Origin of the sequence: Cyclobacterium xiamenense (genome assembly GCF_009467825.1) — a bacterium.
GTDB classification, from domain to species: domain Bacteria; phylum Bacteroidota; class Bacteroidia; order Cytophagales; family Cyclobacteriaceae; genus Cyclobacterium; species Cyclobacterium xiamenense.
Genome location: NZ_WIOK01000029.1, coordinates 15,047 through 41,127, shown reverse-complemented (window position 1 = coordinate 41,127; position 26,081 = coordinate 15,047). Strand labels below are relative to the sequence as shown.

30 protein-coding genes and 1 tRNA gene are annotated in these 26,081 nt (G+C 48.8%); 19 read left to right on the top strand and 12 right to left on the bottom strand.

The features are described 5' to 3' along the window. Nucleotides 1–260: hypothetical protein (locus GCU44_RS23015; RefSeq protein WP_161993972.1), on the top strand; the 260-nt coding region annotated here is incomplete at its 5' end. Here the strand turns inward: GCU44_RS23015 and GCU44_RS18415 are convergent. Continuing rightward, nucleotides 255–330: transfer RNA gene (locus GCU44_RS18415), tRNA-Lys, on the bottom strand. The genes GCU44_RS23015 and GCU44_RS18415 overlap by 6 nt on opposite strands. 110 nt (nucleotides 331–440) lie before the next feature. On the opposite strand from GCU44_RS18415, the gene GCU44_RS18410 reads away from it, so the two are divergent. Continuing rightward, nucleotides 441–1,166: an SH3 domain-containing protein gene (locus GCU44_RS18410; RefSeq protein ID WP_154858456.1), complete on the top strand. Its 726-nt coding sequence runs from the start codon at nucleotides 441–443 to the stop codon at nucleotides 1,164–1,166. Here GCU44_RS18410 and GCU44_RS18405 read toward each other — a convergent pair. After that, a complete protein-coding gene (locus GCU44_RS18405) occupies nucleotides 1,155–1,781 on the bottom strand; it encodes an LON peptidase substrate-binding domain-containing protein (protein WP_154858454.1) in 627 nt (208 codons plus the stop codon). The genes GCU44_RS18410 and GCU44_RS18405 overlap by 12 nt on opposite strands. Before the next feature lie 141 nt (nucleotides 1,782–1,922). Continuing rightward, the gene (locus GCU44_RS18400; protein WP_154858452.1) at nucleotides 1,923–2,627 is read right to left on the bottom strand and encodes a hypothetical protein; all 705 of its coding nucleotides are present in this window, start codon (nucleotides 2,625–2,627) and stop codon (nucleotides 1,923–1,925) included. Nucleotides 2,628–3,048: 421 nt separating this feature from the next. Between GCU44_RS18400 and GCU44_RS18395 the strand changes: the two genes are divergently transcribed. Beyond that, nucleotides 3,049–3,885 (top strand): class I SAM-dependent methyltransferase, encoded by an 837-nt coding sequence (locus GCU44_RS18395; protein ID WP_154858450.1) that lies wholly within the window; start codon nucleotides 3,049–3,051, stop codon nucleotides 3,883–3,885. Nucleotides 3,886–4,113: 228 nt separating this feature from the next. On the opposite strand, the gene GCU44_RS18390 is transcribed toward GCU44_RS18395, so the two are convergent. From GCU44_RS18390 to GCU44_RS18380, 3 genes are all read right to left on the bottom strand, one after another. Continuing rightward, a complete protein-coding gene (locus GCU44_RS18390) occupies nucleotides 4,114–4,674 on the bottom strand; it encodes a gluconate 2-dehydrogenase subunit 3 family protein (RefSeq protein WP_154858448.1) in 561 nt (186 codons plus the stop codon). A gap of 28 nt (nucleotides 4,675–4,702) precedes the next feature. Continuing rightward, a complete protein-coding gene (locus GCU44_RS18385; RefSeq protein ID WP_154858446.1) occupies nucleotides 4,703–6,382 on the bottom strand; it encodes a GMC oxidoreductase in 1,680 nt (559 codons plus the stop codon). A gap of 127 nt (nucleotides 6,383–6,509) precedes the next feature. Then, nucleotides 6,510–7,790 carry an MFS transporter gene (locus GCU44_RS18380; RefSeq protein ID WP_154858444.1) on the bottom strand — a complete coding sequence of 427 codons (1,281 nt, stop codon included), beginning with the start codon at nucleotides 7,788–7,790 and terminating at the stop codon, nucleotides 6,510–6,512. Between the two features lie 237 nt (nucleotides 7,791–8,027). On the opposite strand from GCU44_RS18380, the gene GCU44_RS18375 reads away from it, so the two are divergent. The 4 genes from GCU44_RS18375 to GCU44_RS18360 are packed head-to-tail and all read left to right on the top strand — an operon-like array spanning nucleotide 8,028 to nucleotide 11,452. Beyond that, complete coding sequence (locus GCU44_RS18375) at nucleotides 8,028–9,194, top strand: Gfo/Idh/MocA family protein (RefSeq protein WP_154858442.1); 1,167 nt, start codon at nucleotides 8,028–8,030, stop codon at nucleotides 9,192–9,194. A gap of 14 nt (nucleotides 9,195–9,208) precedes the next feature. Beyond that, complete coding sequence (locus GCU44_RS18370; protein WP_154858440.1) at nucleotides 9,209–10,264, top strand: sugar phosphate isomerase/epimerase family protein; 1,056 nt, start codon at nucleotides 9,209–9,211, stop codon at nucleotides 10,262–10,264. 17 nt (nucleotides 10,265–10,281) lie between these two features. Next, complete coding sequence (locus GCU44_RS18365; RefSeq protein WP_154858438.1) at nucleotides 10,282–10,710, top strand: c-type cytochrome; 429 nt, start codon at nucleotides 10,282–10,284, stop codon at nucleotides 10,708–10,710. A 4-nt stretch (nucleotides 10,711–10,714) separates the two neighbouring features. Then, nucleotides 10,715–11,452, top strand: coding sequence for a 3-keto-disaccharide hydrolase (locus GCU44_RS18360; protein WP_154858436.1), 738 nt, complete (start codon nucleotides 10,715–10,717; stop codon nucleotides 11,450–11,452). A gap of 298 nt (nucleotides 11,453–11,750) precedes the next feature. Here the strand turns inward: GCU44_RS18360 and GCU44_RS18355 are convergent, their stop codons facing one another. Both GCU44_RS18355 and GCU44_RS18350 read right to left on the bottom strand, forming a co-directional pair. Further along, a complete protein-coding gene (locus GCU44_RS18355; RefSeq protein ID WP_154858434.1) occupies nucleotides 11,751–12,512 on the bottom strand; it encodes an alpha/beta fold hydrolase in 762 nt (253 codons plus the stop codon). Between the two features lie 12 nt (nucleotides 12,513–12,524). Next, nucleotides 12,525–13,241 (bottom strand): pyridoxine 5'-phosphate synthase, encoded by a 717-nt coding sequence (locus GCU44_RS18350; protein ID WP_154858432.1) that lies wholly within the window; start codon nucleotides 13,239–13,241, stop codon nucleotides 12,525–12,527. A gap of 144 nt (nucleotides 13,242–13,385) precedes the next feature. Between GCU44_RS18350 and GCU44_RS18345 the strand changes: the two genes are divergently transcribed. The 11 genes from GCU44_RS18345 (at nucleotide 13,386) to GCU44_RS18295 (ending at nucleotide 22,882) form a co-directional block, all read left to right on the top strand. Next, a complete protein-coding gene (locus tag GCU44_RS18345; protein ID WP_154858430.1) occupies nucleotides 13,386–13,838 on the top strand; it encodes a GatB/YqeY domain-containing protein in 453 nt (150 codons plus the stop codon). An 8-nt stretch (nucleotides 13,839–13,846) separates the two neighbouring features. Beyond that, nucleotides 13,847–14,392, top strand: coding sequence for a CvpA family protein (locus GCU44_RS18340; RefSeq protein ID WP_154858428.1), 546 nt, complete (start codon nucleotides 13,847–13,849; stop codon nucleotides 14,390–14,392). After that, entirely contained in the window at nucleotides 14,376–14,990 is a 615-nt protein-coding gene (locus GCU44_RS18335) for an anthranilate synthase component II (RefSeq protein ID WP_154858426.1), read from the top strand. Before GCU44_RS18340 ends, GCU44_RS18335 begins: the two co-directional genes overlap by 17 nt. A gap of 103 nt (nucleotides 14,991–15,093) precedes the next feature. After that, complete coding sequence (locus GCU44_RS18330; RefSeq protein ID WP_092170493.1) at nucleotides 15,094–15,759, top strand: CBS domain-containing protein; 666 nt, start codon at nucleotides 15,094–15,096, stop codon at nucleotides 15,757–15,759. A 6-nt stretch (nucleotides 15,760–15,765) separates the two neighbouring features. Then, nucleotides 15,766–16,641: an NAD kinase gene (locus GCU44_RS18325; RefSeq protein WP_092170496.1), complete on the top strand. Its 876-nt coding sequence runs from the start codon at nucleotides 15,766–15,768 to the stop codon at nucleotides 16,639–16,641. A gap of 74 nt (nucleotides 16,642–16,715) precedes the next feature. Continuing rightward, on the top strand, nucleotides 16,716–17,474 hold the full coding sequence (porG, locus tag GCU44_RS18320; protein ID WP_092170499.1) for a type IX secretion system protein PorG: 759 nt from the start codon (nucleotides 16,716–16,718) through the stop codon (nucleotides 17,472–17,474). A gap of 71 nt (nucleotides 17,475–17,545) precedes the next feature. After that, nucleotides 17,546–18,289 (top strand): isoprenyl transferase, encoded by a 744-nt coding sequence (locus tag GCU44_RS18315; protein WP_092170502.1) that lies wholly within the window; start codon nucleotides 17,546–17,548, stop codon nucleotides 18,287–18,289. A gap of 87 nt (nucleotides 18,290–18,376) precedes the next feature. Continuing rightward, nucleotides 18,377–21,088, top strand: a complete 2,712-nt coding sequence (locus GCU44_RS18310) for a BamA/OMP85 family outer membrane protein (RefSeq protein WP_154858424.1) — start codon at nucleotides 18,377–18,379, stop codon at nucleotides 21,086–21,088. Between the two features lie 2 nt (nucleotides 21,089–21,090). Next, on the top strand, nucleotides 21,091–21,615 hold the full coding sequence (locus tag GCU44_RS18305) for an OmpH family outer membrane protein (protein WP_092170508.1): 525 nt from the start codon (nucleotides 21,091–21,093) through the stop codon (nucleotides 21,613–21,615). A 21-nt stretch (nucleotides 21,616–21,636) separates the two neighbouring features. Beyond that, nucleotides 21,637–22,191, top strand: coding sequence for an OmpH family outer membrane protein (locus tag GCU44_RS18300; RefSeq protein WP_154858422.1), 555 nt, complete (start codon nucleotides 21,637–21,639; stop codon nucleotides 22,189–22,191). Nucleotides 22,192–22,495: 304 nt separating this feature from the next. Continuing rightward, the gene (locus tag GCU44_RS18295) at nucleotides 22,496–22,882 is read left to right on the top strand and encodes a hypothetical protein (protein ID WP_154858420.1); all 387 of its coding nucleotides are present in this window, start codon (nucleotides 22,496–22,498) and stop codon (nucleotides 22,880–22,882) included. A gap of 30 nt (nucleotides 22,883–22,912) precedes the next feature. On the opposite strand, the gene GCU44_RS18290 is transcribed toward GCU44_RS18295, so the two are convergent. The 3 genes from GCU44_RS18290 to GCU44_RS18280 form a co-directional block, all read right to left on the bottom strand. Next, complete coding sequence (locus GCU44_RS18290; protein WP_154858418.1) at nucleotides 22,913–23,503, bottom strand: flavodoxin family protein; 591 nt, start codon at nucleotides 23,501–23,503, stop codon at nucleotides 22,913–22,915. After that, nucleotides 23,493–23,672 carry a hypothetical protein gene (locus tag GCU44_RS18285; RefSeq protein ID WP_154858416.1) on the bottom strand — a complete coding sequence of 60 codons (180 nt, stop codon included), beginning with the start codon at nucleotides 23,670–23,672 and terminating at the stop codon, nucleotides 23,493–23,495. Before GCU44_RS18285 ends, GCU44_RS18290 begins: the two co-directional genes overlap by 11 nt. A gap of 251 nt (nucleotides 23,673–23,923) precedes the next feature. Continuing rightward, nucleotides 23,924–24,094, bottom strand: coding sequence for a hypothetical protein (locus GCU44_RS18280; protein ID WP_154858414.1), 171 nt, complete (start codon nucleotides 24,092–24,094; stop codon nucleotides 23,924–23,926). A gap of 205 nt (nucleotides 24,095–24,299) precedes the next feature. Here GCU44_RS18280 and hemH point away from each other — a divergent pair, with 205 nt between their 5' ends. Continuing rightward, entirely contained in the window at nucleotides 24,300–25,331 is a 1,032-nt protein-coding gene (hemH, locus tag GCU44_RS18275; protein ID WP_154858412.1) for a ferrochelatase, read from the top strand. Between the two features lie 21 nt (nucleotides 25,332–25,352). Here hemH and GCU44_RS18270 read toward each other — a convergent pair whose 3' ends face one another. Further along, nucleotides 25,353–25,916 (bottom strand): phosphonate degradation HD-domain oxygenase, encoded by a 564-nt coding sequence (locus tag GCU44_RS18270; protein ID WP_092170524.1) that lies wholly within the window; start codon nucleotides 25,914–25,916, stop codon nucleotides 25,353–25,355. Nucleotides 25,917–26,081 lie beyond the last annotated feature (165 nt).

Genomic DNA, 26,081 nt, shown 5'->3' with positions numbered 1-26,081 from the left:
TTTTGGTGATCCCGCTGGGGCTTCCCGAAGCGGCGCTCTGGCTCCCCTTCTTCGGGATAAACTTCTCGCCCAGTCCTGAAAGTTGTAAAAACAAAAAAAAACTTGCTCCTAAGAACAAGTTTTCTGTTTTGGTGATCCCGCTGGGGCTTCCCGAAGCGGCGCTCTGGCTCCCCTTCTTCGGGATAAACTTCTCGCCCAGTCCTGAAAGTTGTAAAAACAAAAAAAACTTGCTCCGAAGAACAAGTTTTCTGTTTTGGTGATCCCGCTGGGGCTCGAACCCAGGACCCTAACATTAAAAGTGTTATGCTCTACCAGCTGAGCTACGGAATCGAATCTTGCCAACTACCTGCTTTTCAGCGCTTGATAATTTCAAAAGAAAACTTGGTTTTGCGCACGAGTTTTCCGTAATTGGACTGCAAATTTAAAGCACTAGATTGATAATGCCAAATCTTAAATGGATCTTTATTGTTTTTTTGTCAGCTTTTTCGCTGATTAATCCCCAGGAAGCTGACTGTCAGGGGCAGAGCATTTCCCTACTCCAAGAGGCGGATAGCTTATTTTCTCAAAAGCAATACAAAGAGGCCCTGCAAATCTACGAGCAGATCCTCTACGAAGAGGAGACGTATTCTCCGGCAATGTTGTTAAAAATGAGTTTCATTACGGAGGGCATGGGAGATTTTGGAAAAGCCTCCCTTTTTCTGTCCAAGTATTACGATTACAACCCAAATCCGTCGATTATCGATAAAATCAAGTCCCTGACGGATCAGAATCGACTCGAGGGTTACGAGATTTCCGATCAGGATCGATTCCTATCGGTGATCCTCGATTATAAGATGGAGCTGACGGCGTTCTTCGCCCTTTTACTGGTGGTGTCGTTGATCATGGTCTACCTGTCATCGACCAGGCAATCCCCGTTTCTGGTTCCTGCGTTTATCTTTTTGCTATTGGTTTTTGTGGGCAATAACTTTACCGATCCTCCCGAAAAGGCGATCATTACAGGTAGCCCGGTTTTGATCATGGATAGTCCTTCTGCTGCGGGGAATCTGGTGAAGCGGGTGGAGATGGGTCACCGGGTGACCATCCATTCCAGCGAGGATATGTGGTACCGCATTCGCTGGGGCAATCGGGATGCCTATATCAAAAAGTCTGACGTGTCAAAAATTTAAGGGATCCAGGTATTTAAAGTGCCCGTTCATTTTGATTCGGTGCTTGGACGCTTCGATTTCTTTGAGAATGGGGATGGTTTTTTTCAAATGCGCAAAAAGGAAATCCAGGCGTTTTTCTTCGGTTTCGAGTTCGAGTAGCCGGTATTCCTGTGCCGGGCTTAGCCCGATCTTATGGGCATAGGTAAACGAAGTAAGGGAAGGGTTTTGGAGGTCGGCTGAAAATTGCATCCATTTAAACAGTTCTTCGAGGGAATTGCGAAAGGCAATCTTTTTTTCCTGTGGGGCTTCCAATTCCAGGGGAAGGAACGCAACTTTTCCTCCTGCGTAGAGCTTTCCTTTCATAGGGTTTTCGAAACCCAGAATTTTGAATGTACGTAGGCCCCGGGTTTTTATATCCAGTCTTCCGTCCTCGTAGGTAGTGGTGATTTCGAGCAAGGACACCTCCGTACCTACCGGCATGAGTTTATCCAGAAAGGTGCAAATGCCAAAGGTCTGCCCATGCTGGAGGCAGTCGTTGATCAACTCCTTGTACCGAGGCTCGAATATGTGGAGGTTTAGATTTTCCTCCGGGAAAGCGATGAGTTTTAAAGGAAAGAGGGGCAATTCCTGCGTCATGGTTTACCGGTTTGAATCCTGCTGTCGTAGGACTTTTCATTCCTTTTAACTCATAAGTGGCCGTATGGTTTTGCTTGGGCGCGGAATCTACTACATACGCTCCACGTGCGGGGCGGTAGCTGCGAATTTTACCAGAAAGATTCAATTTTCTTCCGTTGGGGATTCTTCTGCCATTTCTACCATGGATAGGATTTCACCGGGGGATAGGTAGAGGGTTTCGATCTTCTTTTTGTAATCCAGCGGGATTTTTTCGTGATTCAGCACAAAGTTTTTTGTGGCGATAATTTTCTCCCCCAGGCCGTAAGCGACGGCATAGCTGTCTGCAGCGGTTTCCGCCTCGGAAATAAAGGTATTCGATAGGTAATATTTTACGCCGAAACCGAGCAAATTGAATGCACTTCTATCAAGATAGTCTTTGATGTGACCGAGTTCGTGGCCAATCCATCCCAGAAGCACCTCCTTGGGTAGGCTTTCAATCGGCAGGGTTTCGTCCTCCAAGGCAAGGTATCTACTGATTTTGATACGATAGGCTCTGTTTTGCTTATTTTGAAAGAGTAGGGAGGAAATTTTGGGCTGCGCTTGCATCACGGAGCCGTGTATGGCGTTTTTAAACTGAAAATCAATTTCGGTATGAATCAAGTCTGGAAAATAAGACAAAGCTTCCAATACCACCTGCCTGATTTCTTGAGGAATGGTTTTGTTTTTGGAGAAGCGTTCCAGGTCTCCCTTGTCGATCTCCGTTTTGGATGGGGGATTTATGGGCTCGTTTTTGTCGATCAGATCGCTGAAATTGTATATCAAAAGAAAATGAAGCGAAAACAGGGCATTCAGTACAAAATAGGTCATGTTTGCAGCGTAATATTCATCTTCAGTATAGCAATTATCACGTTCCTATCCAAAAAATATGCCGAATAAAACGAAAATAGCCTTCCAGAAAGCGGGGCTATTGGTAGGCTTGCGAAGCCACACAGTACTCCGATTAGATGAGCCAGGCTTTGTCAACGGATCTTCTTTCTTTTTGGATTTGATGCTGGGACCTAGATCTTTATTGGTATGGTACGCGTGTTGAAGGGTAGACAGATTTTTATTTGCCCATTTCAGATTATCAAGGATAAAAAGTTTATCTTTAAACACACAAATCGAAAAGTAGTTGATACACCCGTTCCGGGTGAGGCAGGAGAACATGCAATAATGCAAGAAAAGAGCTCTTTCCTGCCTGAGGAAAATCCGGCTTGTTCCTTTCGTGTCACCCAAAATAGTTTACTCCATGGCAAAAAAAGTCGATTCGAAAGAAGTAGGCCTAGAGCTGGGTTTTCTGGTTTTTAAATTCTTTTTGAAATCGGAATACCTGCATTACGGGTATTTCAGCGACGGGCTGGAAGCGGATGTCGCCCAACTGAATGAAGCGCAGAAACGCTATAATGAGCTTATATTTTCCTGCATTCCTGAAGGAGTGAAAACGATTCTGGATGTGGGATGCGGTTCAGGAAAAATGGCAGAGGAGTTGATTCATAGGGGATATACGGTCGACTGTGTTTCGCCTTCCGCTTCGCTTAACAAAATCGCGGAAGAATTGCTCTCCGGCAAGGGAAAGGTGTACACCAGTAAATTTGAAACCTACGAAAGCAGCGACAAATACGACCTGATCATGTTTAACGAGAGCTTTCAGTATATCCCCATCGATGAATCCATTCTGCGGGCGCTCAGTTTTTTGAATAAAGGCGGGTACATCCTGCTTGCGGATTTCTTCCGCAGGCCTATACCGGGAAAGCATCCCATCGGAGGAGGCCATGAATGGACCGAGTGGGAGCGTAAATTGCACACTTTTGATGTCGACATACTGCTCGAAAAGGACATCACCGAAGAAACTTCCAAAACGATTGAGGTGGTCAACCAATTTACCAATGAGGTGGTCCACCCCGTTTGGAAGGCAGGTTTTCTGCTCGCGGAAGACAGGTTTCCACTGTTGATGAAGCTGGTAAAATGGAAGTACAGGAAGAAATTAGCCAAGATGGAAAACAAGCACTTCACCAATCAACGAAATGGGGCAAATTTTGCTACCTATAAAAAGTACGTCCTGTGCCTGCTTCAGGCTAAAACATGAAAAATAAAAAAAGCGCATCCAATAAACCAATGGCTTCGGGTTTAGTAGATTCTCGCGTTGGTTCGGACAGACCTTTTTGTACCAATCGGGAGCGCTAAAAGTCGAAGGAATGGAGGCTTTCCCGACTCAGTCTGACGAAGGGCAGCACAGCCCGTTCCTGGTCATAAAAAAGCGTAGCTCCCCGATAGGAAAGCTACGCTGGTTTACACGGTATTTGTTCAGATACGATTAGATGGCCCAGGCTTTGTCGCCCTTTTTGTACTCGATACAGGGATCGTATCTACCGGGCGTCTCAATGTAGCGGAGGGCCTGGGTGGCGCCCACTTCCGATGTGAAATAGCCCAAGAGTGTTAAATCTTTGATCATCAGTATGTAGTTGGGAGCGTTGTTCCCTTCGCCTGCCTGTTTCATGGCCGCTTTGTTAAGCTGATTCAGGAAGGCGGTTCGTTCTTCTACCGAAGCGTCCATAAATGCCTTTCCCGTTTCAGCTTTAAAATCGGCTTTCAGGCTGTTTAGCCCGTTGATAAAGGTTTTTTGCTGTTCTTCGGTATAGGTATCCTTTACCATCATGGCCATAAAGCCACCGATACCCGCAGCCTTGGCCCCGGGAGTGTCCGTTTCCGGAATAATGGCCTCGCCGATTTCATCCATGTAAGCGAGCTCTTCCTCAGAAAAATCCAGGCCTTCAATCTGTTTTTCCGGCGCGCAACCGGTTAGGATTACGTTGGCTCCTACCATGGTGCCTCCCATCATAAGCACCACGCTTTTCAGGGCCTCTCTTCTATTCATTGCATTCATGTTGATTTCCTTTTGGGTGTTACAAATTACCTTTTTTCAGTTCTTTCACAGCAAAGTCAGCCGCACGGGCAGTCATCGCCATGTAAGTAAGGGATGGGTTTTGCGCAGCGGCAGATACCATGGCGGCACCGTCGGTGACAAATACGTTTTTGGCATCCCATACCTGGTTGTTTCCATTGAGCACGGAAGATTTGGGATCCCTTCCCATGCGGGCCGTACCCATTTCGTGAATTCCCTGTCCAAAGGTATACCCCCTGTCGTAGGTCGTGACATTCTTAACGCCGGCGGCTTCCAGCATTTCGGCCGCATCGTTCATCATGTCTACCCGCATTTTCTTTTCGTTATCGCGGATTTCGGCACTCATCTCCAACACGTACATGCCCCACTTGTCCTTTTCGGTTTTGCTGAGCTTGATGGTGTTGTCGTGGTAAGGAAGGATTTCTCCGAAGGCCGTCATTCCGATGGACCATGCGCCTGGTTCGGTAAGCTCTGCCTTCAGAGGCGCACCGAAGTCCAGTTCGGCCACGGTTCGGCTCCAGCCCTGCCGGCTTGCGCCACCCTGATAGCCAAATCCGCGCAGGTAATCTCGGCTTTCATTTCCGGTGTTTCGGTAGCGGGGTACATAAAATCCGCCCGGACGTCTGCCGAAATAGTATTTGTCTTCGTATCCTTCCACGGTGCCGTTGGCGCCAAGACGAAAATGGTGATCCATTACGTTATGGCCCAATTCCCCGGAGCTGCTACCCAGTCCTTCCGGCCAAATATCTGTCGCCGAACGCATCAAAACTGCAGTGGAGTTAAACGCAGAGGCGCAAAGAAATACGATTTTGGCGTCAAATTCGTAGGTTTGGTTGGTTTCCCCGTCTAGGACTTCTACGCCGGTGGCTTTTTTGGAGTCTTTGTCGTAGAGCAAGCGAGTAACGATCGACCAGGGTCGTAACGTCAGGTTTCCTGTGGCAACGGCAGCAGGAAGGGTGGACGACTGCGTACTGAAATACCCACCAAATGGACAACCCAGCGAACACTTGTTCCGGTATTGGCATCCAGGTCTTCCTGGCAGGGGTTGGGTAATGTTCGCTACCCGTGCATTGGTCATCACCCGGGAACCACCGAAATGATCTTTTATACGTCCGGCAATGTCTTTTTCCACGCAGTTGAGTGGGATGGCCGGCATAAATTCTCCATCTGGAAGTATATCCAGGCCGTCTCGGTTTCCAGATATGCCCGCAAATTTCTCCACATAGCTGTACCAGGGAGCCAGGTCGTTGTACCGAATCGGCCAGTCTACCGCGATGCCTTGCTTGGCATTGGCTTCAAAATCAATGTCTGCCCAACGGTAACTTTGCCTTCCCCATAGCAGGGAGCGCCCGCCCACCTGATAGCCGCGAAACCAGGTAAACGGTTTCTTTTCAATGTAAGGCGATTCGTCTTCGTGTGCCCACCAGTCCAGATTGAGTTCGTTAAGCACGTAATCCCTGCGTAGGTTGGGGTGGTTTTCCAACATTTCAATCGTTCTTCTCCCTCTATGCGGTATTTCCCAGGGAGCTTTGGTAGCATTTTTATAATCCTGCACGTGTTTTACGTCCGGACCTCTTTCCAACAGAAGAACTTTTAATCCCTTCTCCGTGAGTTCCTTTGCCGCCCATCCGCCGCTGATTCCAGACCCAACGACAATAGCGTCATAACTTTGATTGGCCATATACTTTACTTTTTTATTTTAGGTAGTGCAATTATATTGATATTTTCAAAGAAAACGTTAGATTTTTTCCTTTTCCTCTTTTCCCTTTTCCCAATTTATAATTGCTCTAAATTAGGTTTATTTGTTTCTACTCTAAGGATAACTTGCTGGATTCCTGAATGTTTTTCTCCTGCTTTCGTAGCGCATTGGCTTTTCGAAAATCGTTGTCCGTAAAGGAAAATGTAAATAAGATGGTTACGACCAGGGCAATCCCGGAAGGGATCAGCCAAATTTTGTCCCACTGGTGTACAGTGCCATCAAAATACAGGTCAGAAACGATGCCGGCGATCCAAAAACCGATCAGCATGCCGATGCCATAGGTCGCTAGTGTAATCAATCCCTGGGCGGCACTTTTGTAGCGGGGGCCGGCTTTAGAATCGGTATAGATTTGCCCCGATACAAAGAAGAAATCGTAGCAAATGCCGTGCAGCGCAATGCCGATGAGCAAGAGGTAGGTGCCCTCGCCGGCATCGCCGAACGCAAATAGTACGTACCGCACAACCCAGGCCAACATGCCGACAATCAGCGTAACCTTGAGGCCAAACTTTCGGAAAAAGAAGGGCATGAGTAGCAGAAAAAGGACTTCCGACACCTGGCCGATGGTCATTTTTCCGGTTGGATTGGAAAGCCCCACCTCCGATAGAAAGGGGTTGGCATTTTGGTAGTAAAAGGCCAGTGGAATGCAAATCAGCACCGAAGACACGAAGAAAATAGCGAAGTCTTTGTCTTTAAGGAGTTTCAGGGCATCCAGGCCCAGCAGGTCGGAGAGTGTCTGTTTTCCGGCGCGTTTGGTGGCGGGAGGGGTGGCCGGCAGGCTTAAAGCAAACAAGCCCAATACCACGGAAGAAATAGAGGCCATCAGGAAGGTGTAGCGTAGCGCGCCTTCTCCGATGGCTCCCGGACTGTCCCACACAAAGAAATAACTAATCATCAGACCCGAGGCGATCCAGCCGATGGTGCCCCATACCCGTATGCTGCTAAACTCGGTGGAGGGATCCTTCATTTGGCTGAAGGAAACCGAATTGGCCAGCGCAAGCGTGGGCATGTAAATGAGCATGTATACCAGTACAAAGGGGTAAAAGGCTGTGAAGCTGTCCGCCTGATACATTAAATACATCAGCACGGCTCCGAGCAGATGCAACACGCTGAGAATTTTTTCTGCATTGAAGTAGCGGTCGGCGATTAGTCCGATAATGAATGGAGCGATGATGGCACCAAACGACTGGGTGGAAAACGCGGCGGCGAGCTGCGCCCCGTTCGCTTCCAGGTTATTTCCCAGGAAGGTACCCAGGGTCACGTACCAGGAGCCCCAGACAAAAAACTCCAGAAACATCATTAGGGAAAGCTTAAAGCGGTTGGCAGTCGTCATGGTAGGTCGAATTATGTTTTTTGTCTGTTGAAAAGCGGTGGGTACCGACCTTCAAACTATTCTGGGAAATATTTAAAATTAAGCCAATTTAATGTAAATTTATCACTTCAGAAAGTAAGGAAACCAATTCCATGGTCCGTAGCTACGTTCGGTGGGGGACCTTGATTTCGCTTATTCCCTGAGAAATATAGACGTTATACAGCAACTTTAAAAACCAAAAAACCAAAGATTGGACTAATGAGCAACAGAAAACTTAAAATGGGCATGATCGGTGGCGGACCGGGCTCTTTTATCGGAGCCGTACACAGGATATCCGCTGCCATGGACGGAATGATCGAACTCGCCGCCGGGGCGTTTAGCAGCAGTCCGGAAAAATCCGCCGAAACCGGTAAGGAACTGTTTTTGCCAGCAACGCGAGTCTATGGCTCCTACGACGAGATGTTTGAGAAAGAAAAGCAGTTGCCGGAAGAAGAACGAATTGATTTCGTTGCCATTGTTACGCCCAACCACGTTCACTTTGACCCAACCAAAAAAGCCCTGGAAAACGGCTTTCATGTGGTACTGGACAAGCCCATGACCTTTGATTACGAGGAAGCGAAAACCCTCAATAAAATCATCGAAGATACCGGCCTCCTTTTTTGCCTAACGCATACCTACACCGGGTACCCCATGGTAAAGGAAGCCCGACACCTGATCGCCTCGGGAGTCCTGGGGGAAATTCGGAAAGTATACGTGGAATACCCACAGGGCTGGCTGTGGACCAGTCTGGAAAAGACCGATTACAAACAAGCGATCTGGCGAACCGACCCGTCCAAAAGCGGAATTGCCAATTGCATGGGGGACATCGGTACGCATGCCTTCAACCTGGCGGAGTACGTTAGCGGGCTGAAGCTGACCAAGCTCTGCGCCGATCTAAACATTGTGGTGGAAGGCAGGACCCTGGACGATGACGGGGCAGTACTGCTCAAGTTCGACAACGGCGCCTCTGGCGTCTTGATGGCAACGCAAATAGCCACGGGTGCCGAAAACAATATCAAAATCCGGGTGTTTGGAGATAAGGCTGGTTTGGAATGGGAGCAGGACAATGCCAATACGCTGATTGTGCGGCACCCCGAAGCGCCCGATCAGATTTACCGTACCGGAGGGAACGTTCCCTATTTGTCCTCCTGGTCAATGGAAAACCTTCGGACCCCGGGCGGGCATCCGGAGGGCTACCTGGAAGCATTTGCCAATCTTTACCGTAATTTTGCCCGCTGTCTGTATGCGCGCAAAAACGGGGAGACCCCCAAAAAGGAATGGGAAGACTTCCCCGGATCGGAAGACGGACTGCGCGGCATGGCCTTTGTGGAACATGTGGTGAAAAGTGGGAAATCTAATGAAAAATGGACTAAATTTGAACTTTAAAACGACAAACCCTTATGAAAACCATTAAAGGACCCGCCTTATTTTTGGCTCAATTTGCGGACGATACCGCACCGTTTAATAACTTGAAAGACATTTGTACCTGGGCAGCGAGCATTGGCTACAAGGCCGTTCAAATCCCCACCTGGGATGCCCGGTTGATTGACCTGCAGCGAGCGGCAGAGGACATGGACTATGTCAGCGAAATCAAGGCTACCGTGAAAGAGGCGGGAGTGGAGATTTCGGATTTTTCCACCCACCTGCAGGGACAGTTGGTGGCGGTTCATCCTGCCTACAACGAACTATTCGACGCGTTTGCGCCCGCGGAACTTGCCGGGGACTTGAAAGGAAAGCAAAAGTGGGCCACCCAGCAGTTGATGTGGGCAGCCAAGGCTTCTAAAAACTTCGGCATGACCACGCATGCGACCTTTAGCGGGGCATTGATGTGGCATACGGTGTATCCCTGGCCCCAGCGACCCGCTGGTTTGGTGGATACCGGATTTGAGGAACTGGCGAAACGCTGGCTGGCCATTCTGGACGAGTTTGACAAGTATGGCGTGGACGTGTGTTATGAGTTGCACCCGGGCGAGGACCTACACGACGGGGTAACCTTCGAGCGTTTCCTGGAAAAAGTAAATCACCACAAACGCGCAAACATACTGTACGATCCCAGCCATTTTGTATTGCAGTGTCTGGATTACGTATCGTTTATCGATATTTACAAAGACCGGATCAAAATGTTTCACGTCAAAGATGCGGAATTTAATCCCACCGGCAGACAAGGTGTGTATGGCGGTTATTCCAGCTGGGTAGAACGCGCCGGAAGGTTCCGTTCCCTGGGTGACGGACAGGTGGATTTCAATGCTATTTTCAGCAAGTTATCGCAGTATGATTTTGACGGATGGGCCGTATTGGAATGGGAATGTGCCTTGAAACACCCGGAAAATGGTGCCATCGAAGGAGCCAAATTTATTAGTGAAAAAATCATTCGCGTCACTGAGAAAACCTTTGACGACTTTGCTTCTACGGGAGCGGACGAAGGATTGAACAAGAAAATATTGGGAATCAATTAATCTATTTATAACAAACAATGAAGTTAAATCTTAAGTTAAGCCTGGCCCTCATTGCCGGTTCAATGATGGCTGTATCCTGTGGTGGTTCTGGCGGCAGTTCCGAATCCACTTCCTCTTCCAACACGCCTCCGGCGCCTGAACCTGCGAAGGAAATCAGCCTGGAGGAAAAGTACAAAGACGATCCCATTTTCATACGGGGTGTGGAATTGATGAAGCAGAACGACTGTCCCAGTTGCCACATGATCGAACGAAAAATCGTAGGCCCCTCCTATGCGGATGTAGCTGCGAAGTACGAAACGACGGACGAGAACGTGGAAATGCTTGCCGGACGGGTAATTGCCGGCAACGTGGGGGTCTGGGGAGAAATACCGATGCCCGCGCATCCGGCATTGTCCAAAGAAGATGCCGAAGACATGGTGCGTTATGTACTTTTGTTAAAAAAATAAGTCTATGAACAAACTATCGCTGTCGTTGGCGTTGGGCTCAATGCTGGTTTGGGGCTGCGGCCCCGGCACCCAGGAGAAAACCGCCTCTGACGAACAAATCGAAGAAATTATCGTGACGGAAGAAGAATGGATCAGCCTTTTTGACGGAAGCAGCCTTACCGGCTGGACCGGTTATGGAAAAGATCAGCCCGGAGAAGCCTGGGAAGCGGCAGACGGTGTGCTGTACTTTAATTCCGAAAAGAAGAAAAGTGGCACTACCGGTGGTGATTTGGTGACACGTGATTCCTACGGGGATTTCCACTTCCAGATAGAATGGAAGATTTCTGAAAACGGAAATAGTGGCATCATGTTTCATGTGCAAGACACCGGCAACTACGGTGCGCCGTACCATACGGGCCCGGAATACCAGTTGCTCGATAACGACGGCCACCGGGACGGGCAGATCGTGACACACCGCACCGGTGACTTGTACGACCTGATTGAATCCTCCGAGGAGGCCGCCAAACCGGTAGGTGAATGGAACCTTACGGAAATCAAAGTCGAAGACGGTCAACTCCAGTTCTTTCTCAACGGTGTAAAAACGGTAGAAACGACCCTTTGGGACGAGCAATGGAAAGCCATGGTGGCAGATAGCAAGTTCGCCCAATGGGAAGATTTTGCTACCTTCAAGGAAGGTAAAATCGCCTTGCAGGACCACAATGACGATGTCTGGTTCAGGAATATCCGCATCAAAAGATTGTGATAGTAGTTAGTAAAAGCAAAAAAAAGCCGCTGATTAAAGCGGCTTTTTTTTGGGAATGAAAGGTATATTTCTCGGTCGATTTTTTATTTTGGTAGTAAATCCCCCTGTTTCCATAAGAGAAAGGGGGATTTTGGTTGAGATCGATTTGGAAATTTATTACCTATGGCGGGTTCTGCCCTTCCTGCGAGGGTGCAGATGGGAATAAAAAGGAATCGAAAATAGCCATGCACCCGCGGCAGTCTGAACGGATCCATAGGTGCATTTCCAATCCCACTGCTTTTTTTAATGGCGAGATCGCCTACGCGTCAAGAAAGGCCTTCAACGTAGCCACTACCGCATCTGGCTGCTCGGCATGCAGCCAGTGGCCGGCATTCTTGATGTAAACCAGGTGGTTTTCCGGAAAGATCCTGTCGATATCGGCCTTGTCCTTTTCCTGGATGTAATCAGAATTGACCCCGCCCAAAAACAATACGGGCTTGTCGAAAGGCTTCTCCGAATCGATGGCTTCACCTACATTTTCTATGTTTTCGGTAATCACCGGCAGGTTTATTTTCCAGGCAAATTTCCCCTCGGTTCGGGTCAGGTTTTTCAGTAAAAATTGCCGGATACCTTTTTCATCAATGAATTCCTCCAATTGAGCTTCTGCCGCCTTTCGGGAATCGGCGGCGTCCAGGTCCACGGCGTTTAACGCTTCCAGGATGTGCTGGTGATGAACGGGATAGGGCCTGGGGGCAATGTCTGCCACAATCAGTTTAGCCACCCGTTCCGGGTACATCAACGCCAGTTTCATGGCGGCTTTTCCGCCCATGGAATGACCCAGCAGGTAGACGCTATCCAATCCCTCGGCATCCAGCAATTCCCGGAGATCTTCCGCCATCGCCTGGTAATTCCATTCTTCGGAATGCGGCGAGTCGCCGTGGTTGCGGAGGTCGATGAGGTACAGGGTATAGTTTTCCTCCAGATTTTTGGCGATCCCCAGCCAATTGTCCGCAGAGCCAAATAATCCGTGGAGAATCAAAAAGGGTTTCCCGTTGCCGCTTTTTTTGAAATTGAGTTTCATCGTCGTTTGTTTTTATACGTCCAATTGCCTGCGGTACATCTGTATGGTGTTTTCCAGGCCATAGTACAGGGCATCGCATACCAGGGCATGGCCGATAGACACCTCGTCCAGATAGGGAATGTTTTCTTTCAAAAATTTCAGGTTGTGCAGGTCCAGGTCGTGACCGGCATTCAGTCCCAGGCCGAGTTCCCGCGCCAGCTTGGCTACCTCCACATAAGGAGCCACGGCCTTTTCGCGGTCCTTGGGATACCCGCTGGCATAGGGCTCTGTATACAGCTCCACCCGGTCGGTGCCGGTAGCTTTGGCTGCTTCAAAGTAGCGGGCTTCCGGATTGATAAAAATCGACGTTCGAACCCCATAGTCGTGCAATTCGGCGATAATATCCCGAAGCATGTCCTGGTGGCTGATCGTGTCCCAGCCGGTATTGGAAGTCAGGGCTTCCGGGGGATCGGGCACCAGGGTGGCCTGGGCGGGTCGGGCTTCCCGGATGATCTCCAGGTAGCGACGATCGGGGTAGCCTTCGATGTTAAATTCCGTCGTTATCCGGTTCTTTAAGGCCATCACATCGGAGTACCGGATATGGCGCTCGTCCGGACGGGGATGCACGGTGATGCCCTGAGCACCGAAACGTTCTGCATCCAGGGCGACTTTCACCAGGTCCGGGTTGTTGGCTCCCCGGGCATTCCGCAAGGTGGCAATTTTGTTTATGTTGACACTTAATTTCGTCATGTTCCAAATATGCGTTAATTTTGCACTAAATTAAATATATTGCGTAAACAATGGTAACGAAGCCGAAGTTTAGGCCTTCGCCTTTTTTGTCCGGATCCGGGTTTGGATCGCTTTTCGCAGGTAACGAACATTAACTAGCATACCATGAGTCTAAAAATCAACATAGAAAAAGAAATCAAGCAGGCGATGTTGGCCCGGGACAAGGACAGGTTGCGGGCGCTGAGGGCGATAAAATCGCTTATCTTGCTCGAAGAAACCAAAGGCAGTGGGGATAAGGGCCTGTCTGAAGAAGACGAGATTCAGCTATTGACCAAAGCGGCCAAACAGCGGAAGGACTCGTTGGAAATTTTTGAGAAACAGGGCCGGGAAGATCTGGCAGCCCTGGAAAATTCCGAATTGCAGGTTATTCAGGAATTCCTGCCGCAGCAGCTGAGCGAAGCGGAACTGGAAGCGGAACTACAGGCCATCCTCTCAGAAACCGGGGCCGAGGGTCCAAAGGACATGGGCAAAGTCATGGGCGTTGCCACCAAAAAACTGGCAGGGAAGGCCGATGGGAAACTCATTTCCCAAAAAGTCAAAGCCATGCTTAACTCATAGGCACAACCTTGAGCACCATCGATCTGATCATAGTGGGCCTATTGGCCGTGGGGGCGTTTAGTGGGTACCGGCAGGGACTATTTATTGGACTCCTGTCCATCATCGCATTTTTCATCGGCATCATTCTGGCTTTTCGGTTCATGCACTGGGGAGCAGAACTATTGGCGGAGCGGGTGGAGAGCCTGACCTTTATGCTTCCTTTTGTTGCGTTTATTCTTATTTTTTTGGCAGTGACGATCACCATCCGGATTTTGGCCTACCTGGTCAAGCAGGCGCTGGACCTGACCATTTTGGGTACCTTTGACAATTTTGCCGGCAGCATCCTGGGGCTGATCAAATGGTCTATCATGATCAGTCTTTTGATCTGGGTAGCCCATTCTTTTGAATTTGAGGTGCCTGAGGAAATGCGGCAAGGCTCTGTCATTTATCCCTTGTTGGTACCAATAGCCCCGACGATGGTGGCCATATTGGACGATTATACGCCCATCATCGATACCGCCATTGCCACCATCAAAGAACTCGTAAACAGCTCCATCGGTGATTCTGTTAATTGATAATTTCGATTCCTTTTCGCACATGCTGGCGGATTACCTGAGGCGGTCGGGGGAGGAAGTTTGCGTCCTTCGTAACGACGTATCGGCAGCCGAACTGGAGTCCCTGGATTTTTCGGCCATGGTACTCTCGCCGGGACCGGGAACACCGGCTAGCGCCGGAAACCTAATGAAGCTGCTGGTCCCCTATGTACACAGGCTTCCAGTACTGGGCGTATGTCTGGGGCATCAGGCATTGGGGATGCATTTTGGCGCCAGTCTTCGGAAAAGTCGGCGCCCCATGCACGGAAAGGTTTCTACGGTATCCCAGAAAAGCAGGCACCCGGTATTTGCGGGCTTACCGGAGCAATTTGAGGTGACGCGGTACCATTCCCTGGAATTGCAGGATCTCCCGGCCGAACTGGAGGTGCTGCTCGAAACAGACAGGGGAGAACTCATGGCATTTTGCCACCGAAACCTGCCGCTCATGGGCCTACAGTTTCATCCGGAAGCCCATCTCACGCAGCACGGAGAGCAGCTTTTGCAAAATTGGATTGACCTTTACGTAAAAAAAAGCGGAATGGCACAGCTGCTGGCAGACACACTCTCAGGTCTACCCTGAATGGGAAGTATTTTTGCATAAATCCAGTGTATTCTTCCGGATTTGAACCAAGCAGCAGCAGCAGGCGTTTTATTTTTCGAATCCTTTTAATACCTTTAGCTACATGAGGGCACTAGACTTTATCAACCATCTGATCCCACCCCTGAAATTCACGGACAAGGTGAAGATGGCCCTATCCTGGATGGAAGAGATCCGAACAACTATTTTGCCCGTGGTAGAAAAGGGTGTTTTCAAAGGATTTATCACGGACGAAATCATTTACGATATCAACAACCCGGAGCTGACCATTGGCGAAGTGGAGTTGTTGGCGAACTCTTGTGTGGTGCAATTGGACCGGCACATCTACGAGGTGTTGCGAATCTCCTCCGAAAACCAGGTAAACATGGTGGCCGTGTTGGACCGGGAATTAAAATACCAGGGGGTGATCACCGAGGAAGATGCCGTATCTGCGTTCACTGACTCCATATCCATCCAAACACCGGGTGGCGTGCTGATTCTGTCCATGTTTATGACCGATTACAGCCTCTACGACATCGCCCGGGTGGTGGAGTCCGAAAATGCCAAAATCCTCAGCAGCTTTATCTCCAACGATCCCCTCGACGATAGCAAAATCAAGGTAACGTTAAAAACGGATCAGGTAGAGTTGCGGCATATCAAAGCAACCTTGGAACGTTTTGGCTACAAAATAATCGACCAGTACCAGGAAGAAGGAGGCATCAGCAGCGAGCAGGACCGGTTGGGTAATTTGCTTCGATTTTTAGACATCTGATCGTACATGAACGTCCTACTTCACGGCATCGCAATAGTTCCCGAATTTCACACCTACATACAGCAATTAATCCAGGCCTTTGAAAAACAGGGGCAGGAAGTGTGGGTTACCAAAAGCCTGTTCAAATCCATCCGGGACACGGAATTTGCGCCGGGTACATCGGTACTTCAGGAAGGCGAAGTTGGGATAAAAGCGATGGACTTTGTCATTTCCATTGGTGGGGACGGCACCTTGCTGGATACCATTGCCCGCATCGGTGCGCTGGAAATTCCGGTATTGGGAATCAACACCGGGAGAATGGGATTTTTAGCCACCATTGCCAAAGAAGAAATCGCCCTTGCAGCAGAAGACTTGCTGGCCGGAAGGTATTCACTGGAAGACCGAAGCCTGGTATGCCTGGAATCCAGCATTCCTTTGTTTGACGGGCTGAACTTTGGGCTCAATGAGTTTACCATTCACAAGCGGGACACTTCCTCCATGATCACGGTACACACCTACATAGACGGGGACTACCTCAATAGCTATTGGTCCGACGGACTGATCGTTTCCACGCCTACCGGCTCCACGGGTTATTCCTTGAGTTGTGGAGGCCCTTTGATTTCCCCCGCAGCAAAAAACTTTGTCATCACACCCGTGAGTCCGCATAACCTCAATGTGCGTCCCATCGTGGTCTCGGATGACAGTGAAATCACTTTCAAAATTGAAGGCCGAAGCGAAAAATTTCTGGTATCTTTAGACTCCAGGTCTACACCCATTGATGCTTCGGTGGCCTTAAAGATCAAAAAAGAAAAATTCGTGGCCAAATTGGTTAAGTTCCCGAATTACAGCTTCTTCGACACCCTGAGGCAAAAATTGAATTGGGGCTTTGACATGCGGAATTAGTTTTAACAATATTTAACCCAGCATATACTGTGAGGGGTTTTTTATTCGTTGGGTAGTTTATAAATTGCAGCGACTTGAATAAAACCAGGTATTACACGATCGTTTTCACCGCAGTATTGTTTCTGCAGGGCCTGACTGTCCGCGCACAGCAGTACGAGGTAGGAATGGGATTGGGAGCAGGGACCTATACCGGAGACATTATCCGGACCATCGACCCGACCCAACTGGGTATTCAGGGAACGTTGTTTGGCAGACGAAATTTTGACAATGCCTGGAGTCTGCGGGTGGGGCTTTCCGTGAGCAGGCTTAATGCGGCAGATAGCATTCATCCCATTGATCCGGTAGCTTTGGTTCGCGACGCGTACTTTACCGGCACCATGGTAGAAGCATCCGCCACCATGGAATTCCATTTTCTGGATTACATGAGCCAGCAGTCCCCCTCCCGGTTTTCCCCTTTCGGCTTCTTTGGCCTGGGTATCGGTACCTTCTTTGGTAATGGGCAGGCCTATGCAGCCGATCCACAGCCAGGCAGCTACCGGGTTAGTACCGCTATCGTTCCTTTTGGTCTGGGAATCAAATACAAGCTCCGGGACCGCTTGCTCCTTTCGGTTGAAGGCGGCGCCAAGGCTACCTTTTCAGACTTTCTGGATAAAATCGGCAACGATCCAAATGCTATCCCGAGGTTTCGAACCGATCCCGGCACGGGAAATCCAACACTAGACCCCAATTCCATCAATTTTGGCAATCACTCGGACCGGGATTGGTACTATTTTTTGGGCGTTTCTATCAGCTATTCCTTCCACCAAGTCAAATGCTATCCCTACAATAATTGACCACAGGATAGAATTTTTGGAAAAGAAGTGTCATTTTTGTAATTCATTACAATTTGGAAGCGTACACAGGAATGAAGGAAGTGATTGATAAAGGGAATATCCCTCAACACATTGCGGTAATCATGGATGGCAACGGTAGGTGGGCACAAAAAAAGGGTGCCATGCGAATCTTTGGCCACCGAAACGCAATTGCTGCCGTTCGGGATGCCATTGAGGGAGCTGCCGAATTGGGCGTGAAATTCATTACCTTATACGCATTTTCTACCGAAAACTGGTCCCGGCCCAAGGAAGAGGTGGATGCACTGATGGAAATCCTGGTACAGGCCATCACCGACGAAGTGCCCACCATGATGGAAAACAACATCCGGCTCGCCACCATAGGAGATACGGATAGCCTTCCCGGCAAATGCAAGGAACACCTGAACCTGGGAAAAGCAAAAACCAATGCCAATACCGGAATGACCGTGGTACTGGCCCTGAGCTACAGTGGCCGCTGGGAAATCACCCAGGCTGTAAAAGAAATTGTCAAAAAAGTAGTCAGCGGGGAAATCCAGGAGAAAGACATCAATCAGGAAGCCATTGCCTCCCACTTGAACACTGCCGATTTTCCCGATCCCGAGTTACTGATACGCACCAGTGGTGAGATACGGATCAGTAACTTTATGTTGTGGCAGCTGGCTTATACCGAACTCTACTTCACGGAAGTATTGTGGCCGGATTTTCGAAAGAAACACCTTCATGAAGCCATATTGGCCTATCAGAAAAGGGAACGAAGGTTTGGAAAAACCGGTGCCCAGATTAAGCCCTCCGAATGACCGTGCACACCCGAAAACACATGTCGTTTTTCGGGGTATTTCAGCTCACTAATCCCCGGGATTAGGGGGTTAAACTTATCGTTTGAAATGAGAAACTATTTACTGATTATTTATTTGCTGCTAGTGACCGGAGTGGCAGAAGCCCAGATTCGATTGGGGCAAAGCCGGTATACCCGTCAAGAGCCGGTGGATATAATCGATCTGGATTATTCCAATCCAAAAAAGTACCGCCTGGCTGGAATAGAAGCCGTGGGCCTGAGTACCCTGGATGAAACCGCCATCATTTCACTGGCCGGTCTTCGGGTAGACGATCAGATCACCGTTCCCGGAGATGCCATCTCGGGTGCGTTGAAAAAACTTTGGGGACAGGGAATCATCGGCGATGTCAAAATCCTGGTCACCAAAATTGAAGGAGACGACATCTACCTGCTGCTCGATCTCACCGAAAGACCCCGCTTCAGCCGCGTAGAATATTCCGGCATCAACAAAACTCAGGAAGGAGAACTTGAAGATAAAGTAAATATCCGGGGAAGAGTGGTCCGGGACGATGTCTTGAACAACGCGCAACGGAATATCCGGGATTATTTTGTGGACAAGGGTTTTCTGAATGCAGAGGTGAAGGTGATCCAGGAGCGGGATACTACCCTGCCCAACAGCGTGAAGCTGCGCTTTGACGTGGATAAGAAAACGAAAGTGCGTATCAACGAAATCAAGCTCTACGGAAACGACAACATCGCCGATACCCGCATCAAAAAGAAAATGAAGGGTACGAATGAACATGCCCGGGTATACATCTTCAAAGACCTGGTCTCCCGTTTACTCAACGCCAATCCAAAAAATCTTGGACAAGCGGTTACCAAACGAAACCCCGTCTCTGACGATCAGGTGAAAGAATACATCAACAAAAATTTCAAACTCAATTTCTTTAATGGTTCCAAATTTGTCCGAAGTGACTACCGGGACGATAAGAATTCGGTCGTCGATTTTTACAATAGCCGGGGCTACCGGGATGCCGAAATCCTCACCGATAGCATCTATCGCTTTGACGACAGCCGCATCAACATTGACATTGACATCGAAGAGGGCCAGCAATATTACTACCGCAACATCAGTTTTTCAGGAAATTACATCCACACGGACCAAGAGCTCCAAGCCAAACTGGGCATTTTCAAAGGAGATATCTACGATAAGGAAAAGCTGGACAAACGGCTGAATTACGACCCCCAACGGGGAGACGATGTCAGCTCCCTGTATCAAGACAATGGATACCTGTTTTTCACCATTGATCCGGTAGAAGTAAACGTACAGGCCGATTCCATCGACATAGAAATGCGGATCTTTGAAGGCCCGCAGGTAACCGTAAATAGCGTCTCCATCGAGGGCAACGAGCGAACCAGTGACCACGTGGTCATGCGGGAAATTCGAATCCTGCCCGGACAGAAATTTGACCGAAGTGCGCTGGTACGAACCATCCGGGAACTTTCCCAGATCGGGTACTTCAACCCGGAGAACATCGAACCCGACATGCGGCCCAATTTCGAGGACGCAACGGTGGACATTACCTTCAAGCTGGAAGAACGACCCAACGATCAAATCGAACTTTCCGGAGGTTGGGGAGGTTTGTTTGGCTTTGTGGGTACCGTCGGTCTGACTTTCAACAACTTCTCGATTAAGAACATCAACGACTTTTCCAAGTGGCGTCCCCTGCCGGTAGGTGACGGGCAGAAGCTCTCCCTGCGGGTACAGGCCAATGGACGAAGTTTCCAGAACTACAGCATGTCCTTTACCGAGCCCTGGTTTGGCGGAAGAAAACCCAATGCCCTGAGCTTTAGTTTCAATCACTCCGTACAGCGGCAGATTGATTTTTTTAACCGGAATAACTTTGGTCAGGAATTGGGCTCTTTCAAGATTACCGGGGCATCCATCGGATTGGCCAAACGGGTTACCTGGCCGGATGACTACTTTCAGGTCAGCAATAACCTGCAGTTTCAGGTATACGATTTTGACGAATACGGAAATTTCTTCGGGCTGACCTATAATACGGGAACCGCACGAAGTGTAGCACTGAACACCACGATTGCGCGAAACAACATCGATAACCCCATCTACCCGCGGTTCGGGTCGAATATCACCTTGAGTGCAACCCTCACACCGCCTTATACCTCGATGAATCCGAATATCAATCAGGAATCTCAGGATGAGGAAAAATACCAGTGGCTGGAGTACCACAAATGGATGTTTGATGCATCCCTATACACCCCGGTATTTGGCTCCAATAAACTGGTACTAAGTGCCCGTACCCACCTGGGATTCCTGGGCTCGTATGGAGACCGCATCGGCATCATACCGTTGGAACGCTTTGTGCTGGGAGGCGACGGCATGAACATGATGAACTTCGCCCTGGGGCAGGAGATCGTCGGGCTTAGGGGCTACGAAAACCAGTCCATTACTCCCGGAAGAGACTTCCGCGGGCAGCCAAATGCACCGGTTCCGTATGGAGGAGTGGTGTATAACAAGCACGTGATGGAACTCCGATTTCTGGTATCACCCAATCCCTCGGCGACCATTTTCCTGCTGGGATTTGCCGAGGCCGGAAACAACTGGGGCAACTATGCGGACTACAATCCGTATGACCTGAAAAAATCTGCAGGTTTTGGTGCCCGAATATTTATGCCGGCTTTTGGCCTGCTGGGTATCGATTGGGGCTATGGATTTGACGAAGTTCCATCCATCAGCAACCCCAATCCCGGACCAAGTGGAGGCATGTTCCACTTTACCATCGGGCAACAATTCAGATAATTATGGAAAAATCCCTGAATTTGTTACTTTTGCTTTCCCTTTTCCCCATGTTGCTTTCGGCGCAGAAGATGGGCTATGTGGATACCGAGTACATTCTCAATAAACACCCGGATTACAAGAAGATTCAGGAAGAAATGGAGGCGGTGAGTTCGGAGTGGCGAAAAGAGGCACAAAATTTGGAAGAGGAAATACAGCAAATGTACAGTGACCTGCAAGGAGAGCAGGTATTGCTGACAGATGAGATGTACCAGGAACGTCTGGAACTGATTAGGGAAAAACAACGGGAAGCAAGGGCCTTTAACAACCGTATTTTTGGCGAAAATGGCCAATTGTACCAAAAACAATCGGAACTGCTGCAACCCTTGCAATCCACCATTTACGATGCGATAGACCGGGTAGCCAAACGAAACGGGCTGGCTATTTTGTTCGACAAAGCAAGCAGCCCCACGTCCATAATCTATACGGACCCCAGGCACGATTACTCGGATTTTATCATAGAAGAATTAGGATTAGAAGAAAACAATTAAAATTAACAAAGTTTAACAATTATGAAAGCAAGAATCATCCTATCAGCAATAGCCCTCTTTTGCTTTGGATTTGTAGCAAGTGCTCAGGATTTGAAAATCGGGTACACCAACGTGGAATATATTATGAGCCTGATGCCGGAGATGGAGCAAATTGACGCTGATATCCAGGATTATAGCAATCAGTTGGGACAGCAAATCCAAACCAAAACGCAGAGTTTCCAGCAGCAAGTGGCATCCTATCAGCAGTCTGCCCAGACCATGACCGACGAAGCACGTGCTGCCAAAGAGCGTGAGCTGCAGGGCATGGAGCAGGAAATTCAGAAGTTTCAACAGGATGCTCAATCTTCCTATCAACGGAAGCTGCAGGAACTGTTGGAGCCGGTACAGACAAAGGTGTACAACGCCATCAACGCAGTAGCTGCCGAAAACAACTACACCCATGTGTTTTCGGAAGCAGCAGGGCAGTCGCCCGTTCTTTTGTATACCAAGGACAACGACCCCTTTACCGATCTGGTATTGGCCAAATTGGGTCTGGAGGCTCCGGCAACCCCGGCACCCGCTCCAGGAAGTAATTAATCATCGCATGCATACCATGTCCATGCCCGGCTGCTTCGGTAGTCGGGCTTTTTTTGGTTAACCGCGGTCCGGTTTCCGGAAACAAGGGGTACACTTCTGCAAATACGCCTTTCCGCATTGGATCGGAACCAACCGATCCTCTCGCCAAAAAAATACCTGCCCACAAAACTTCCCAAACAGAAAAAATGGTAACTTACGTTTCTGAATAAACCGATCGACTTTGGCTTGGGCTAATGGCATCGCTGCCGTTGACTACCGAAGCGCTCGATGTCCGGTTTATCTTTCTTTCCAAACCTACAGCAACATGTTTTTACGAATCCTTGGTGTTTTTTTGCTTGCTTCACCCGCCTTTTGGGGGCAAGAGGCCCCGCTATTTGATCTGGAGGCTGCGGAAGTCTACCTGGAAGCAGAAAAAGAGGGAAGCCGGATATTCCGCTTTTCCGTTAAAAACGCGGGTACCGTCACGGCTCCGGCCGAGAGTTACCGGGTGTTTTTTAAAGTAAATGGAAAAATGATGAGTTTTGATACCAAAACAGATGCCATTGAACCGGGGCAAACGATCGTTTACACCGCCCCGGAAAAGATTCCGGCCCGACAACCGGGGAAAAAGCTGAAGTACCGGCTTATCATCCACACCAAAGATGCAAATGCCGGCAACAACAAACGAAAAGGTGAGATAATTCTTTACTAACGCGGGAAAACTCAGATAATTCAGTCATCGCTACCTTTCCTTTTTCAACGTTACTACCCACTCCGCTACTCTTTTTCCCAGCCCTTCTGCTTTATTCAAAAACAGTGGATTCACCTCTTTTCCGGCAAATTCACCCTCTCCGGTAATTGCCGAGGCTCCAAATGCTGCTTCTGTTTCGGCTCCTCCTACGATCAGCATCCCATGAACCAGCATGGCACGGATCATGGCAAGCATGACCGATTCTTCCCCTATGGAAAAGCCACCACCCGTGACAAATACAGCACCGATTTTATCTTTTAGGGGTCTCCCTTCAAATGGCCAGCTATTGATAAACGCCTGCACCTGGGGCGCCATATTGGCATTGTATACGGGAGAACCCAAAATGATGGCGGAAGCCTTCAAGACCTCCCGCTCGGTCAGCTCTTCAACGCGTTTGATGGTATAATTGACATGCTCCACTTGTGCCACTCCACTTGCTACCGCCTCCGCCATGGTTTGGGTGTTGCCCGAACCGGAGTAATAAGCGATCAGGATGCTTGGAACGCCCTGTGCCATTACATTTCCGCTAAGAACCAATAAAAAAAATAAAATTAGGAGATGCCTGAGCTTTTTATTCTTCATTGCTCTTTAAATTTTCAAGATCATCTAAATCCGTATACCTGCCGCTGGCTTTTTTGGTTTTTACCAAATCAGAAATGTTTATGAGTTTCACGTCAATACCTTGAATTACAGTCACACTATCGATAGCCATAGGGGATCTTCCAAACAAAAAAAACTTGGTACCTGTCATTTTTCAAAAATTGATCAAGACGTATAGCATTGGTGGGTAATCCAAAAAATGAAAATGCCTTCATTAGTTTTCTATAGTTTTCTTTTGTTGCTTTTACCCAAATCTCCGGTCGTTCTGAGATAACCGTGCAGAACTACTGCATATCCTCCAATTAGGATATACGCCACATCAAACTTGTGCAGGCTTTCAATAAAGTCTTTAAAACCAGAATTAAACAGATTAAGAAGTGCTACCATCTTTGATCAGACTTCTTACCTCATATCCATCTTAGGCCAGGCAGTACCTACAAACCCATAGGCAGCTTGCATCAGGTGAAGAAAAACATCCCTTTTCTCTTCCTCCGAAAGGCTTTTATGCTGTTTTTGGTGATCCGCAGCTTCTTCGAAACTTTGGATGGTAAAAGCTTTTTTGTCTAGTTTCATAGTTTTCAAGGACCTACTCTTTCCCAATATAGTAATAAAAAATGTTCTCGATCGTGTACATTCTCGCTATGGGGACTACAAACCTCTTTTTTATCTGGACCCCGGGATTGCAAATTCCGCAAAGCGGCTATATTTTGCTGGTATTTTCTAACATAAGCTTGTAATTTCGGTTTACTGAAATAAAATTAAAGGTTAGCAACAACTCATGAGTCAAAATAAAGCCAAAACAGGCATCTTGCTGGTAAATCTGGGTACGCCTGATAGCACCGCTACCGGAGATGTCCGAAAATACCTGAGAGAATTTTTAATGGACGGAAGGGTAATCGACTTTCCGTTTATCCCCCGGTGGATGCTGGTAAACCTGATCATTGCCCCCTTTAGGGCACCCAAATCGGCCGGAGAGTACCGAAAACTCTGGACCGAACGGGGTTCTCCCCTGCTTTTCCACACCCAGGACTTAAAAGAAAAATTGCTCCCTTTGATCGATCATTCCAAGTACCAATTGGAAATAGCCATGCGCTATCAATCGCCGGGAATTGAGGAGGGATTGAAAGCGTTAAACAAAGCCAATGTAAAGGAAATCGTGGTATTGCCGCTGTTTCCACAATACGCCTCCGCCACAAACGGCTCGGTGATCGATCGGGTCATGGAACTCGCCCGTACCTGGCAGATTATCCCAAACATCCGCTTTATCAGCAATTTCGTAGACCATCCCCTGTTTCTGGAAGCCTGGGCCGAATTGGGCAAGGAAATGATGGCCGACCAGGAATACGACCGGTTTCTTTTTTCCTACCACGGCCTCCCCGAGCGACAGATACGAAAAGGATCCGTGGATGGCTACTGCCGTTTGGGCGATTGTTGTGCCCACTATACCAAAAAGAACCAGTTTTGCTACCGGGCACAATGCTTTCACACCACCCGACTGATTGCCGAAAAGCTCCAGTTGCCCCAGGAAAAGGTAGTGACCTGCTTTCAATCCCGGCTGGGGAAGGATCCCTGGATTAAGCCCTACACCGAAGACCTCATTCGAGAAATGGCGGCAGATGGAATCAAAAAAGTCCTCGTTTTTTCACCGGCCTTTGTTGCCGATTGCCTGGAAACCACCGTGGAAGTGGGCGAAGAGTATAAGGAACAGTTTATCGAACAAGGCGGCGAACGTTGGGACCTGGTGCCCAGCCTGAACTCGCGGGATACCTGGGTACACTGTGTGAAGGATCTGGTCACCTCCGAACCCTGATTCCAAACAGACGCGTAACAATCAGGCCAACAGTTCCAGTGCCATCTTCTTATAGGGATCCAAAGGGGGGACTGGTACCTGGGTTTCTTTGGCCTTTTCGTCCCATTCCCGCATTTTGAGGATTAGTACATGGTTTTCGTCGGCCTCAAATGCCGCCGCCTCCTCCGGACTCATCACGCCTCCCTGGTAGTTGAGGGTTTGCTTGCTTGCCTCCGAGAGTCGGTTGAAATAATCCGGATTTTTATAGGTCAGGTACCGCTTGGCTTCCACATGGCTTTCCACCAGGCGCGCCACCAATTCGGGAAAGCCCAGTTGCCGCAGGTAGTCTGCCCCCAGCTTTTCGTGGTCCATTACCCCAAATCCACCCATCTGCTCCAACGCCTCCCGCTGTGCAAAAAGGTGGCCCAGGTCGTGAAAAAAAGCGGCCAATACCACTTCGGGTCCATATCCTTCGGATTCGGCCAGTTGCGCGGCCTGACTCATGTGTTCCAACTGGGAAACAGGTTCACCGATGTAGTCCGCATCTCCATGCGCTTCGTACAAGGAAAAGACCTCGTCCACCGTTTCCCGGGCTGTTTTTTTCATAGCTTTCGTATTTTGAAAGAAAACTACTCATATTCCCGATCAATGCCTAACCAAATTCACGATAAATTAACGGAAGGATGAAGGCCTTTGGCTTTCTACTGCGACTTTTTTTAAGTAATTTATCCCGCAAATTATCCGCCTTCATCGCGGTTCTCCAAAAGGCAT